At 60.5% G+C, this 13,709-nt stretch carries 12 protein-coding genes; 9 read left to right on the plus strand and 3 right to left on the minus strand.

The genetic code is table 11. The annotated features are described in order from the left end of the window. Positions 1-39: 39 nt before the first annotated feature. The 5 genes from QMG79_RS10940 (at position 40) to QMG79_RS10960 (ending at position 5,735) form a co-directional block, all read left to right on the plus strand. Positions 40-1,158 carry a histidinol-phosphate transaminase gene (locus QMG79_RS10940; RefSeq protein ID WP_283538615.1) on the plus strand — a complete coding sequence of 373 codons (1,119 nt, stop codon included), beginning with the start codon at positions 40-42 and terminating at the stop codon, positions 1,156-1,158. A gap of 147 nt (positions 1,159-1,305) precedes the next feature. Then, entirely contained in the window at positions 1,306-2,532 is a 1,227-nt protein-coding gene (gene pdhA, locus QMG79_RS10945) for a pyruvate dehydrogenase (acetyl-transferring) E1 component subunit alpha (protein ID WP_283538616.1), read from the plus strand. Further along, complete coding sequence (locus tag QMG79_RS10950; RefSeq protein ID WP_283538617.1) at positions 2,532-3,512, plus strand: alpha-ketoacid dehydrogenase subunit beta; 981 nt, start codon at positions 2,532-2,534, stop codon at positions 3,510-3,512. The genes pdhA and QMG79_RS10950 overlap by 1 nt, the downstream gene beginning before the upstream one ends. 10 nt (positions 3,513-3,522) lie before the next feature. Then, positions 3,523-5,028, plus strand: a complete 1,506-nt coding sequence (locus QMG79_RS10955) for a dihydrolipoamide acetyltransferase family protein (protein ID WP_283538618.1) — start codon at positions 3,523-3,525, stop codon at positions 5,026-5,028. A 56-nt stretch (positions 5,029-5,084) separates the two neighbouring features. Then, a complete protein-coding gene (locus QMG79_RS10960; protein WP_283538619.1) occupies positions 5,085-5,735 on the plus strand; it encodes a phosphatase PAP2 family protein in 651 nt (216 codons plus the stop codon). 95 nt (positions 5,736-5,830) lie between these two features. Here QMG79_RS10960 and QMG79_RS10965 read toward each other — a convergent pair whose 3' ends face one another. The 3 genes from QMG79_RS10965 to QMG79_RS10975 all read right to left on the minus strand — a co-directional run bounded on the left by QMG79_RS10965 (position 5,831) and on the right by QMG79_RS10975 (position 8,330). Further along, the gene (locus tag QMG79_RS10965) at positions 5,831-6,259 is read right to left on the minus strand and encodes a universal stress protein (RefSeq protein WP_283538620.1); all 429 of its coding nucleotides are present in this window, start codon (positions 6,257-6,259) and stop codon (positions 5,831-5,833) included. A gap of 48 nt (positions 6,260-6,307) precedes the next feature. Next, entirely contained in the window at positions 6,308-7,612 is a 1,305-nt protein-coding gene (locus QMG79_RS10970; RefSeq protein ID WP_283538621.1) for an aminotransferase-like domain-containing protein, read from the minus strand. 163 nt (positions 7,613-7,775) lie between these two features. Then, positions 7,776-8,330, minus strand: coding sequence for an NAD(P)H-dependent oxidoreductase (locus tag QMG79_RS10975; protein WP_283538622.1), 555 nt, complete (start codon positions 8,328-8,330; stop codon positions 7,776-7,778). Positions 8,331-8,480: 150 nt separating this feature from the next. Between QMG79_RS10975 and QMG79_RS10980 the strand changes: the two genes are divergently transcribed. The 4 genes from QMG79_RS10980 (at position 8,481) to QMG79_RS10995 (ending at position 13,674) form a co-directional block, all read left to right on the plus strand. Beyond that, complete coding sequence (locus QMG79_RS10980) at positions 8,481-9,143, plus strand: TetR/AcrR family transcriptional regulator (RefSeq protein WP_283538623.1); 663 nt, start codon at positions 8,481-8,483, stop codon at positions 9,141-9,143. A gap of 306 nt (positions 9,144-9,449) precedes the next feature. Beyond that, positions 9,450-10,433 carry an ABC transporter permease gene (locus tag QMG79_RS10985; RefSeq protein ID WP_283538624.1) on the plus strand — a complete coding sequence of 328 codons (984 nt, stop codon included), beginning with the start codon at positions 9,450-9,452 and terminating at the stop codon, positions 10,431-10,433. A gap of 2 nt (positions 10,434-10,435) precedes the next feature. After that, entirely contained in the window at positions 10,436-11,407 is a 972-nt protein-coding gene (locus QMG79_RS10990) for an ABC transporter permease (protein WP_283538625.1), read from the plus strand. Next, positions 11,404-13,674, plus strand: a complete 2,271-nt coding sequence (locus QMG79_RS10995) for a dipeptide ABC transporter ATP-binding protein (RefSeq protein ID WP_283538626.1) — start codon at positions 11,404-11,406, stop codon at positions 13,672-13,674. The genes QMG79_RS10990 and QMG79_RS10995 overlap by 4 nt, the downstream gene beginning before the upstream one ends. The last annotated feature ends 35 nt before the right edge of the window (positions 13,675-13,709 follow it).

Below are 13,709 nucleotides of genomic sequence, written 5' to 3' on the forward strand. Positions count from 1 at the left end.
TGCCCGGCTGAGTCTGTGCCGTGGACGTAGGCTGGGCGCATGACTTCTTCTTCGAATCCCGCTCCTGGGGTGCGGCCACGCGCCGTAGTGGACCGGCTTCCACGCTACGCGGCCGGAAAGCCCCCCGTCAGTGTCGACGGCCTTGACAGCTACAAACTTTCATCCAATGAAAACCCGCTTCCCCCGCTGCCGGCAGTTCTTGCTGCAATTGCAAGCCGGACAGACTTCAACAGGTACCCGGACCCGCTGAGTTCCCGGCTCCGGGCAGTACTCGCGGAGTTCCTCAAGGTTCCTGCCGAGGACATTGTTACCGGAGCTGGAAGCCTGGGCGCCCTCAACCAGGTGCTTTCCACGTTCGCCGGACAGGATGAGGATGGAGTTCCGGATGAGGTCATCTACGCCTGGCGATCCTTCGAGGCCTATCCCATTAGCGTCGGACTGGTCGGAGCCCGCAGTGTCCAGGTGCCTGTCCGTGCGGACGGCAGCCACGATCTTGCTGCCATGGCGGCGGCCATCACGCCGAAGACCCGCGTGATCCTGCTGTGCACTCCCAACAATCCAACAGGTCCCGTGCTGACTGCCGGGCAGGCGGAGGACTTCCTGCGACAGGTTCCTTCCGATGTTGTGGTGGTCATCGATGAGGCCTATCAAGAGTTTGTCAGGGTTCCTGACGCTGTGGATGGACTGCAGATGTACCGCCAGTTCCCCAATGTCGCGGTATTGCGGACTTTCTCGAAAGCCTATGGCCTCGCTGGTCTTCGGGTGGGATTCAGTGTTGCCCAGCAGGAACTCACGCAGCACCTGAGAGTAACGGCTACGCCATTTGCGGTGTCCCAAATCGCTGAGGAGGCCGCCGTCGTCTCCCTGGAGAATTTTGACCAGATTGTAGAAAGGGTACAAAGCCTGGTCGATGAGCGCGAGCGCGTGGTTGCTGGGTTGCGGGCGCTTAACTGGTTTGTGCCCCAATCGCAGGGGAACTTTGTCTGGCTCAATTTTGGTGCAGACAGCGAGGAGTTCGCAGCACTGGCGGGACGGGAAGCCTTGTCTGTTCGGGCATTCAAGGGTGAGGGGGTCCGGGTGAGTATCGGAGAGGTGGAAGCGAACTCCCGTTTCCTTGACTTGTGTGCGAACTATACAAAGGTGCCGCAGGGATCCTAGCGCTTAACATGTGGCGTTTTCTTACCTTACTGACGATAAAGTAAGGAGCTGTAAGCCATATATGTGCGATCTGGAATATATTCCTCTTCAGGCATATATCCCAGCGATTAGTGCACCGCTCGCGTGTGCGGCAAGCAAGGAGACGGTATGGGCGCCACACATCTGCCCTCCACCGAGTTCGATGGAAACAATCTGGACCAGGACTACCCGGCTGAGGCGGTGGCAGCGGGGACAGGAGCTGCGATGGTCCAACTCCTGGACGCCGACGGGAAGCTCAGGGTGGACCAGCAGTTTTCCCGCTACGCTGAGCGCCTGAATCCGGAAACCCTCCGCGGTTTCTATGCGGACATGGCTGCCATCCGTCGCTTTGATCAGGAAGCCACTGCACTGCAACGCCAGGGCCAGCTGGCGCTGTGGGTCCCCATGACCGGACAGGAAGCTGCGCAGATTGGTTCGGGACGGGCCAGCAAACCCCAGGACTACCTGTTCCCTACGTACCGCGAGCACGGAGTAGCGTACACACGCAACGTTGACCTGGCTGAACTGCTCCGCCAGTTCCGAGGAGTTTCCAACGGAGGGTGGGACCCCAAGGAGACAAATTTCCATCTCTATACATTGGTTCTGGCGGCACAGACCCTCCATGCAGTGGGGTATGCGATGGGAATACAACGGGACCAGGAAGCTGCCCTTGAGGCCACTGCTGCCTCAGGCGGTGAGCCGGCAGAGCCTGCGGCCGCCGTGATTGCTTACTTCGGCGACGGCGCCAGCTCCGAAGGTGATGTTCACGAATCGATGATTTTTGCATCGTCCTTCAGCGCTCCTGTGGTGTTCTTCTGCCAGAACAACCAGTGGGCCATTTCGGTCCCTAGCAGTGTGCAGTCCAAGGTGCCACTTTCGCAGCGGGCGGCCGGATACGGTTTCCCAGGAATTCGCGTGGACGGGAACGACATTCTTGCCGTGCACGCCGTTACCGAGTGGGCGCTGGACCATGCACGGAACGGCAACGGGCCAGTGTTGATAGAAGCATTCACCTACCGGGTGGGAGCGCACACCACTGCCGATGACCCCACCAAGTACCGGGAATCCGCCGAAGAGGCGAGCTGGCGTGCGCGGGATCCGCTGGAGCGGTTGGAGAAATACCTCCGCGCCGAAGGACTTGCCGACGAGGATTTCTTCGAGCAGGTCGCCGCTGACGGTGCGGATCTTGCAGCATACGTGCGGAAGACGGCCTACGATCTCCAGGCACCGGACATCCGGGAGTCATTTGCCAACGTCTACGCTGAAGCTCACCCCCTGGTGGCTGAGGAACTCGCCTGGTTTGAGCAGTACAGTGCAGGATTTGCTGATGAAGCGGAAAGCGAGGCAGGCCGCTAATGACCACCATGACCATTGCCAAAGCCATCAATGAAGGCCTGCGAGCCACGCTGGGCAACAACCCGAAGTCACTGCTTATGGGGGAGGACATCGGCCCGCTGGGTGGTGTGTACCGCGTGACGGATGGGCTGATCAAGGAATTTGGTCCCCGCCGCGTAGTTGATACACCGCTGGCAGAATCGGGCATCATTGGCACTGCTATTGGCCTTGCGCTGCGAGGGTATCGGCCGGTGTGCGAGATCCAGTTTGATGGTTTTGTTTTCCCCGGCTTCAACCAGATCACTACCCAGTTGGCCAAGATGCACTCCCGTAGCAGCGGCAAGCTGAACGTTCCGGTTGTCATTCGCATTCCGTATGGCGGAGGTATTGGCTCGATTGAGCATCATTCGGAGTCCCCAGAAGCGCTGTTCGCCCATACTGCAGGTCTGCGCATCATCACCCCTTCCAATGCCCACGACGCCTTCTGGATGATCCAGCAGGCAGTCGACTGCCAGGACCCGGTTATTTTCTTTGAACCGAAGCGGCGTTACTGGCTTAAGGGAGAGGTCGATACGGAGAATCCCGGGACGGCGGCCGACCCTTTCAAAGCTCAGGTTCTTCGTGCAGGGACCGACGCCACAGTTGTTGCCTACGGGCCACTGGTTCCCGTAGCGCTCGCTGCCGCCAACGCTGCGGCCGAGGACTGGCGGACTGTCGAGGTGATTGACCTCAGGTCTATCTCGCCGATCGATTTTGACACCGTGACTGCCTCGGTGAAGAAGACCGGCCGCCTTGTCATAGCCCACGAAGCGCCAACATTCGGCGGCATCGGAGGTGAGATTGCCGCGCGTATCAGCGAGCGGGCTTTCCATTCACTGGAAGCTCCCGTCATTCGGGTCGGTGGTTTCCACATGCCGTATCCCGTAGCAAAGGTGGAGGAAGACTACCTTCCTGACATCGACCGCATCCTTGAAGCGCTGGACAGCGCGTTCGCCTACTGACGAGGACACCATGACACTGAAGAAATTCACCCTCCCGGACGTCGGTGAGGGTCTCACGGAGGCCGAAATCGTCTCGTGGAAAGTAAAGGCCGGCGACACTGTTGCCATCAACGACATCCTGTGCGAAATTGAGACCGCCAAGTCCCTGGTAGAGCTGCCCTCGCCCTACGCCGGGACAGTCCACGAACTGCTGGTCACGGAGGGCGTCACCATTGACGTGGGCACCGCCATCATTAGCGTTTCTGAAGGCGCGCTGGACGATGCGTCACCGGCAATGCCTGATCTGGCACCAGCGGTTGCCTCGGCGTCGCCCGTAGAACAGCCGCTGTACGGCACCCTAACCGAAGATGATGGTGGCCCCGGGAGTACTGATCCTGAGGCCCCCGTTATGAACCCGCTGGTGGGTTCGGGTCCAAAAGCTGACGCCGTCAAACGCCGACCGCGCAGGAATATTCCATCAGCACCCACCGAGAGCGTTGCCATACCTGCAGCCAGCGCCATGCAGGACACGTCCACCGACGTCGCCCCGCCCGCAGCAGCAGTGCCTGTGGATCTTCCGTCCCCAACCGTGCCGGCAACCCAGGGTGGCCCGGCCTTCATAGCGGGAACCATTTCTGGGCTGGTCAATCGCGTACTGGCCAAACCACCAGTTCGCAAGATTGCAAAGGACCTGGGCATTGACCTGGCCGATGTAGTTGCTACGGGCCTGCGCGGCGAAGTAACCAGGGAAGATCTGGTCAGCTACCAGTCGCAGCGGGACGCCGAGCTGGATCGCGCCGACGGATTCTGGGGCAAGACGGGTAAACCGCAGGACCAGCGGGTGGAACGTATCCCCGTCAAGGGCGTTCGCAAAGCCACTGCAAAAGCCATGGTGGAGTCTTCCTTTTCAGCTCCCCACGTGAGTATTTTTGTTGATGTGGACGCCAGCCGGACCATGGAATTCGTCAAACGGCTCAAGGCCTCCCGTGACTTTGAGGGCATCAGGGTCTCGCCACTGCTCATTCTGTCCAAAGCGGTGGTCTGGGCAGCTGCCAGGAATCCAAGCGTGAACGCCAGCTGGGTTGACACTCCAGACGGTGCCGAGATCCAGGTGAAGCACTTCATGAACCTGGGCATCGCCGCCGCAACCCCGCGTGGACTCATGGTCCCCAACATCAAAAACGCCCAGGACCTCTCGCTCAAGGAACTTGCCCTGGCGCTGAACGATCTGGCGACCACTGCGCGGGCCGGGAAGACCCCACCTGCCGATATGCGGGGTGGCTCGCTGACCATCACCAACATTGGGGCACTGGGTATCGATACGGGAACGCCCATCATCAATCCTGGTGAAGTTGCCATTGTGGCTTTTGGCACCATCAAACAGAAGCCTTGGGTCCTTGATGGCGAGGTGATTCCACGATGGATCACCACCTTGGGCGGCTCCTTTGACCACCGGGTTGTGGACGGAGACCTCTCTGCCCGCTTCATGGCGGATGTTGCAGCCATCCTGGAAGAACCCGCGCTCCTGCTCGACTGAAGCGCGGCCGGAGCGTTTGCAGCGGCAGGTAGGGGCCTCGTGCTTAGATGGTCGGCGTGAGAACCTCAGACACAGCCGCCAAGCAGGGCGCAGACACCCATGCCACCACAACGAAACGATCGCGTCGCGTCTGGGCTGCGCACCTCCTGACGGAACTCTTTCAGCCACCCGTGGTGGTCTCCCTGGCCCTTCTCCTGAGTCCAGCAGCTGAACCGGGTTTCCCGGGAACCCTGGGCTACGGTGCCGTGGCTGCCTTTTTTGTGTGTGGCATTCCGCTGGGGATCTTACTGGTGCTGGTGCGCCTTGGCAGGGTGCGTGACCACCACGTGAGCGACAGGAAACAGCGGCTTCCCGTCCTCCTGATCGCCATTGCCTCGGTAGCGGTGGGCCTGGTGGTGCTGAATGCGGCCGATGCGCCCACCAGCGTCACCTCGGCCGCCGCGGTGGTGGTCGCTGGTGTGCTGGCGGTTGCCCTGATCAGCCCCTTCTGGAAGATCAGCGGCCATGCAGCCTGCATCACATTCTCCGTGCTTGCCATGATCATCCTGTTCGGGCCTTGGTGCGTGCCGCTACTTATCCTGATTCCAGCAGTGGGGTGGTCTCGGCTGGTCCTTGCGGCGCACACGCTGGGCCAGTTGATCGCTGGTACTGTCCTCGGTGCCCTCATGGCAGGGCTGTGGCTGTTGCTGCTTGGTCGAATCGGCTAAGCCCAGCGACGGTCCTTAAAGGAGAACTGCCTGCGTCCCCTCAGGTGGGTCGCAGGCAGTTCGTGTCTCAGGGCCCACAGGGTGGGCTGAGCCTCTTAGTCCGTAACGTAGGTGTTGGCGATGTAGACGTCGCAGTGTGCGTTGTGGGCGACTGTATTGGCCACGCTGCCGAGGACTCGGCCCAGGCCCTGCATGCGGCGGTTTCCGACCACAATTGTCGTGGCCTCCAGGCGGCTTGCCTCCGCTATGAGTGCCTCGGCCGGCTTACCGCGGGCCGCAGAGTAGGTCACCTTGACGTCTTTACCCAGTGATTCGGCGACAGTGCGAGCTACGTTTTCAGCGCCATCTGCGTCTGAGACGATCCATTTGTCGCTTCCGCTGCCGAACACCTCTGTCCTGTCGCTGTCGAATGCTGAGATGACGTGCAGCCCCGCGCCCAGCGCTGCGGCGAGGTGGTGTGCCTTCTCCGCAGCTTTCTTGGCGGTTACGCTGCCATCGACTCCCACGACAACAATTCCACTCATCTTGGTTCTCCCTTTTCTTGGTGCGAGCTTAGGCCTGAGTGGCCTACGTTACAGGGCGGGCCGGGCGCTGGCGTTGATTGCCTCCTGAAGGACGGGAGCCAGACGCTTGATTCCTTCTGAGATGCTCGCGGAGTCCACGGCACTGAATGCCAGCCGGAGGTTGTTGGAGGGTGCATCCGACGGCGAGAAAGCGGCTCCCGGAATGAACACCACTCCGGCATCGATCGCCTTCGCCAGAAGAGGGTAGGTGTCCACGCCATCCGGCAGCGTCACCCAGATGAAGAACCCGCCAGCCGGCCGTGTCCACGTGACGCCTGCCGGCATTTCGGCACTCAGGGCCGCGAGCATGGCCGCACACCGCTCCTCGTAGAGTCCCCTGTATGTTTCTATCTGGCCCCGCCAGTCATAGTCCCTCAAATAGGCGGAAACGAGCATCTGGTTCAGGGGCGGCGGGCACAGCGTCACAGCCTCGGACGCGAGATAGTACCTGCGCTGCAGATGCTCGGGGACAAGGGCCCAACCGATGCGCAGCCCAGGTGCGAGGATCTTCGAGAACGAGCCCAGGTACAGAACATCGTTGGGATTGTTGGCCCGCAGCGGGACCAGGGGTTCGCCGTCGAACGTCAGGAGTCCATAGGGGTTGTCTTCAAGAACAAGAATATTCGCATTGCGGCATATGTCGACGACGGCCTGGCGGCGTCCAGCCGACATGCTGATCCCAGAGGGATTGTTGAAATTTGGGATTGTGTACAGGAAATTGACGGTTTTACCGGCAACCTGCAGCGCTGCAATCTTTGCCTCAAGCAGCTCGGGAATAAGTCCGCTGGCATCCATGGGGACTGTCTCGACGTGGACCTGGTATGCCTCGAAGGTGTTCAGTGCCCCCACGTAGGTAGGATCCTCCACCAGGACAACGTCGCCTGGGTTGCAGAAAACTTTCGTGGCTACGTCCTGGGCGGACTGGGATCCTGCGGTAACGACTACATTCTCCGGACGTGCGTCGGTGATTCCTTCAGCAGCCATGACAGCGCAGATCTGCTCCCGAAGCTCCTGTGTTCCCTGCCCAGCCCCGTACTGCAGTGCTGTCAGGCCATGATGTGAAATTATTCCTGCAGCCGTCTCGGCGAGCCGGTCCAACGGTAGGGATTGCAGGTAGGGACTTCCACCGGCCAGGGACACCAGTCCGGGACGCAGGGAGATGTCGAAAACATCGCGGACAGCGGATTGCCTGATGTTTGCGGCTCGCTCCGAGAACAGCGCATCATGGCGGGAAGCGGAGGTTGCGGCCCGTTCCAGGGCACCCACGGCTTCTGCGGGCAACGTATCAGTGGCGGCGGCAGTATCGGAGTTCACAGCACCACCATAGCCGTCGCGTGTTGCTGGGGGGTCAGCCTTGCTGCGGCACTTTGCGAAGGGCGTCGGTCCTTTCCCTTCGGGGTGGGCTTAAACGACCACGCCCCTTCCGTGGTTCTTGTGGAAAGGGCGTGGGCGTAGCAGGGGGCGTGGTGCGGAAGCCTTATGCGGCAGGTGTGTGGCTCAGCAGCGTGGCGAAGATACCGGGGATCTGCTCCACAATTTCGGTGTCGTCCTTGGGGTGAATCTCGGCGAAACGCACCAATGAACCGGGAACTGCCAATTTGATGTCCTCAACCACTGACGCACCGGCAATTCCGGCAGCCTTGCGGGTTTCGTCCTGTGCCCAGACTCCCCCAAACTGGCCAAATGCTGTCCCGACGACGGCGGTGGGCTTGCCGGTCAGCGCACCAGCGCCGAAAGGACGGGACAGCCAGTCAATAGCGTTTTTCAGTGCAGCCGGGATGGTTCCGTTGTGTTCAGGGGTCACCATCAGCACTGCGTCAGCCGTACCGGCCGCCTGGCGCAGGGCTTCTGCCGCCGCGGGGACCTGGCCTTCGACATCGATATCTTCGTTGTAGAAGGGGATGTTGCCCAGGCTGTCATGGATGACCACGCTGACGTGTTCCGGCGCGTTCAGGGCAATCGCCTCTGCAAGCTTCTGATTGGTGGATTCTGCGCGCAGGCTACCTACGAGGGTAAGGACGGTTTTCGACATTGGTGCTCCTGGTGTTGGGACTCTAAGCGAGCCCTTGATGATGGCGTGTCTGTGCGCTCGCCGATGCTTCCCCAAGTCTAAACGGACCGTGGTCCGTTTATTATTCCCACCTCGGCCGCAGGTACTCCGCCCGGCCCATAGGATGGCTGGGTGAACCTCCTTCCCATGACCCCAGTACCGCAGGGGGGCGTACCAGAACGCCGCGATGCTGCCAGGAACAGGCTTGCGATCCTCGAAGCGGCCCGTGCGCTGATCCGGGACGTGGGGGCGAGTCGGGTGACGATGGATGCGGTGGCGCTGCGGGCCGGTGTTGGCAAAGCCACTGTGTCAAGGCATTTTGGCGGTAAGGCTGGACTTATGCTCGGACTGCTCAGCGACTCGGAGGCAACATTCCAGAAGCGGTATATCTTTGGTCCACCCCCGCTGGGCCCCGGGGCACCACCCGTGGAGCGGCTTGTGGCTTTCGGCGCAGAGCGCATGGCGTTCATCCTTGAGTTCGGCGAGGTTCTCCGGGCTGCGGACCTGGCTGCAGGCCACCGTCTCGATGTTCCTGCTGCGGTTCTGGTTCGACGGCACCTGTCGTTCCTTCTGGGCGCCGCTGGAGTACCTGAAGCCGATATTCAAGCTCTGTTTCTGTCGGCAATTTTTGACGCTGAAGTCCTGCAAAATTCTGGCGGACACGGCCAAGAGCGGGTCCGTGCGCTGCAGTCATCGTGGCAAGTGTTGGTGACCGGGCTGGTGGCAGCGGCGGCTGAGAATACGCTGGGTGAATCCAGACGTCCAGTTAACGACGTTTCACCCAGTTGTTCATAACGATCTGATGGTCGGTGGGGCCGTTTTGTGCTGAACGCTCAATTGTGGTGTCTACAAATGTGGTAGTTTCCTCTGGAATGTGACCCGCAACATAGTCCACCAGGATGTGGCTCATCAGAGCCGCGGGAGGCCAGCTACCCGCTGGACAGCCACCGGCGGTGCAGCCTATCCCCTGCATTGCTGGGGAGGACGGAAGGAATTACCTCGTGAACATATTGACTGCTGTCGAGCCGGCAATGTTGGATTCTGGCCCCGTGGGGACGGGCCATTCACAGCAGCAGGTTCCGGCGAGCATAAAGTAGCGGCATGTTCAGGTACCTCGCCAAGCGCGGAATTACATACGTTTTCATGATCTTCCTGACCACTTCAGCTGGATACCTCCTGGCGGTGAGTACCCTCAAGCCAGCCCTGCTGGAACAGGAGCGTATTCCGCGTCCCACGCCGGAGCAGGTGGTGAACTCCCTGAGCCTCAAGGGGCTGAATCCTGAGCTCAATCCCTGGGAACGCTATGTTGACTGGCTCACGGGCATTGTGACCCGCTGGGATTGGGGCAGAAGCCCCAACGGTGCGTTCATCAACGCTGAATTTGGTGACCGCGTGTGGATTTCCACCCGCCTTTTCCTCGCATCGATTATTCTCACGCTGGTGATCGGCGTTGCCCTTGGTGTTTATTCTGCAGCCCGCCAGTACAAGTTCTCGGACCGTGCCATCACGGCCTACAGCTACCTGGCCTATATCGTCCCCGCGCCGATTGCCTACTTCCTGGTGCAGCTTGCGGCCATCAACATCAACGACACACTCGGCAAGCGAGTCTTTTTCGTGACAGGCATTTCCACTCCCGGAATGGACCCAGGATGGGCGCAATTCGTCGATATGGTGGCGCACTATGCGGTACCAACCATCGCGATCACCCTGGTGGGCTGGGGCTCCTACCAGATCGCACAGCGGCAGTATCTTTTGGATAACGTGAACGCGGACTTTGTCCGGACGGCACGCGCCAAGGGACTTACTCGGAACCAGGCAATCAGCAGGCATGCACTGCGGGTCTCCTTCATCCCAGTGGCCCAAAGTATCGCTTTCACGATCCCGGCAATTTTCGCCGGTGGCTTCTTCGCAGAAAAAATCTTCGCGTGGCCCGGAGTCGGCTCTTGGAGCATCGACGCCATCTCACAGCAGGACGTAAATGCAGCCACGGCCACCCTGGCCTACGGCTCTGTGATCTTTGCGATCGGTGCCATCCTGGCAGACTTCGCCACCACATTGGTTGACCCGAGAGTGAGGGTGCAGTAAGCATGACAAATCTTAATGCTGTTGATCCCGCCGCCGTAGCGGAGGAAGCTCATCTAGAAGGCCATGAGGTGGTCATCAACAAGTCGACCATCATCCTTCGGCGATTCCTGCGTAACAAGACTGCCGTCGCTGGCCTGATTGTCTTTGTAGCCCTCACCATCTTTTCCTTCATTGGAGGGTTCTTCACTGAGTGGGACAAATCCAAGATTGACCCGTTCAGTATCGGCATGGCGCCGTCCTCGGATCACTTCTTCGGCACGTCCCAGGCTGGAATTGATCTCTACGCACAGATGGTGGAGGGCACCCGCGTTTCCATCCTTATTGGACTTGTTGTGGGGTTGGTCTCCGTTCTGGTGGCGGCTGTCTACGGCTGCACTATGGCCTACTTCGGTGGCAAGGTGGACAAGGTCATGCTGTTCTTCCTGGAAGCGCTGATCATGATGCCTGCCCTTCTGGTGGTAGCTGTTGCCACCAACGGCGGCGGCGGAGGCTCCTTCAAGCAGGCCCTGCCCAGCTGGCTTCTCCTGACAATCGTCCTGCTGGTTTTCAGCTGGATGGGCACAGCCCGGTTGATCCGCTCCATGTCCATGTCGCTGATGTCACGGGATTTCGTTAAGGCAGCGCAGTTCATGGGCGTACCGGCCCGCCGGATCGTGTGGCGGCACCTCGTTCCCAACATTGGCTCCCTCCTGGTCCTGGACATCACGCGCGGTGTGACAGCCGCAATCCTGGCCGAGGTGACATTTTCCTTCATCGGTATCGGCATCAAGGTCCCGGACGTCAGCCTGGGCGTACTGATCGGCGGAGCTACCTCGCAGGTCCAGACCTATCCCTGGATGTTCTGGGTCCCGCTGGGCGCCATGTTCCTCCTGACCGGCTCCCTGGCCATGATGAACGATGGCCTACGGGACGCCTTTGATCCCAGCTCCAGCTCCGTCGGCAAAGCCAAGAAAAAGAAGAAGAGCACGTCATGAGTCGTGAAACATCCCCAGAACCCAGCGAATCACTCCCCGTCTCCGCAGTGGCCGCGAGCCCAGTAGGACGAAGCACTGCTGAGCGCCTCCACGTTGCAGGCCTCCATGCTCCCGGGGATGCAGTGCTGTCCGTCCGTGACCTGAACGTTCGGTTCAATTCGGAGAACGGCGTGGTGCATGCAGTCCGAGGTGTGGACTTTGACCTGCTCCCGGGCAAGACGCTGGGTATTGTGGGCGAATCCGGCTCCGGGAAGTCTGTTACGTCAATGGCCATCATGGGCCTGTTGCCGGAAACTGCTGAGGTGAACGGCTCCGTCCTACTCAAAGGCAAGGAACTGCTGGGCCTCAGTGACAAGGCGATGTGCAAGTACCGCGGCAAAGAACTCGCCATGGTGTTCCAGGATCCACTGTCCTCGCTGACGCCCGTCTACACCGTAGGCAACCAGATTGTCGAGGCTCTCACAGTCCACAATCCGACCATGAGCAAGCAGGCAAAAGAGGTGCGCGCCGCCGAACTGCTGGGCATGGTGGGAATCCCCAGCCCCAAGGATCGGCTCAAGGCCTTTCCGCACGAATTTTCTGGTGGCATGCGCCAGCGCGTCATGATCGCCATCGCCATCGCCAACAACCCCCGCGTCCTTATTGCGGATGAGCCGACGACGGCCCTGGACGTGACGATTCAGGCGCAGGTCCTGGAGGTCCTGCAGAAGGCGCAGGACGAGACAGGTGCCGCCGTCGTGATGATTACCCACGACCTCGGGGTCGTGGCTGGCATCGCGGACGACATCCTGGTGATGTACGCCGGCAAGCCCGTCGAGGCAGGTGTGGTGGATGATATCTACTACAACCCCAGGATGCCCTACACCATGGGCCTGCTGGGAGCGGTGCCACGGGTGGACATCTCCGAAAAGTCCTCACTGATTCCGATCGAGGGGATGCCGCCGAACCTGGTGCACACCCCGACGGGGTGCTCTTTTGCGCCACGTTGCCCACTCGCTGGCCCGGAATGCCTCACCGGCGAACCGCCCCTTCGCAAGGTTCCCGGCTCGTCCGCCCACCAGGCCGCCTGCGTCAAGGCCGAAGCGCTTGGCGGTGACGTCGACGTCCACGACATTTTCCACGCCCCGCCAGTGCCGGTGTCCAACTTTGCGGGAATACCGCGGGAGGACCGCAAGACGGTCCTTGAACTCCGCGACGTGAAGAAGCACTTCCCGTTGATGAAGGGCGCCCTGCTCAAGCGTCGCATCGGAACCGTCAAGGCGGTGGACGGCCTTAGCTTCGATATTCGCGAGGGTGAATGTTTCGCGATTGTGGGGGAGTCCGGCTCTGGCAAGACCACCACGCTCCTGGAAATCATGGAATTCCACAAGGACCAGGACGGTGAGGTGGTGATTGGCGGTCTTAGCAACAAGGAGGCTGCTGACTCCAAGACAAAGTTCGCCATGCGCAAGGAAATGCAGATGGTCTTCCAGGACCCCACAGGCGCCCTGGACCCACGTTTCACTGTGTACGAGGTCCTTGCTGAACCGCTGGTGAACCAGGGCATGGGCAAGTCGGATATCAAGAAGCGCATTATGGAATTGATGCGCCTGGTGGGGCTGCAGCCAGACCACGTCAATCGTTTTCCCAACCAGTTTTCTGGCGGGCAACGGCAGCGCATTGGCATTGCCCGGGCCCTGGCAGTGAATCCGAAGCTCGTGGTTCTGGACGAGCCCGTCTCCGCGCTGGATGTCTCGGTCCAGGCGGGTGTGATCAATCTTCTCGACAAGCTGCGTGCCGAGCTGGGCCTGAGCTACCTGATGGTCGCCCACGACCTCGCTGTTGTTCGGCATATCTCGGACCGCGTGGCAGTCATGTACCTGGGCAAGATCGTCGAGGTTGGTGAGGTGGGACGGGTGTTCGATAATCCCAGGCACCCTTACACCCGCGCTCTCCTGTCAGCGATTCCGGTACCGGATCCGGAGGTGGAACGAAACCGTGAGCGCATCATCCTCGAAGGCGACCTACCCACGCCCCTGGATGCACCCACGGGCTGCAACTTTGTTACCCGCTGCCCGGTGTACGCTGCGCTGCCTGAGGCCAAGAAGCAAAAGTGCCTCACGGAAGAACCACCCCTGGAAATGATTTCTGCGTCCCGGGCCGCTGCTCAGTTGGAAGCTGAAACCAGCACCGCGTTGGACCAGCGGTTTGCCTGCTTCTTCCCTGACGGAGACCTCGACCAGAGTTCGCTGGTCTCCCACGCATCGGCTGGCCCGCATGCGCCATAAATTTACCCACTCCACCTCAAGCACCACCTCTCGCA

The sequence above is a fragment of the Pseudarthrobacter sp. PS3-L1 genome (assembly GCF_030063285.1).
GTDB lineage: Bacteria > Actinomycetota > Actinomycetes > Actinomycetales > Micrococcaceae > Arthrobacter.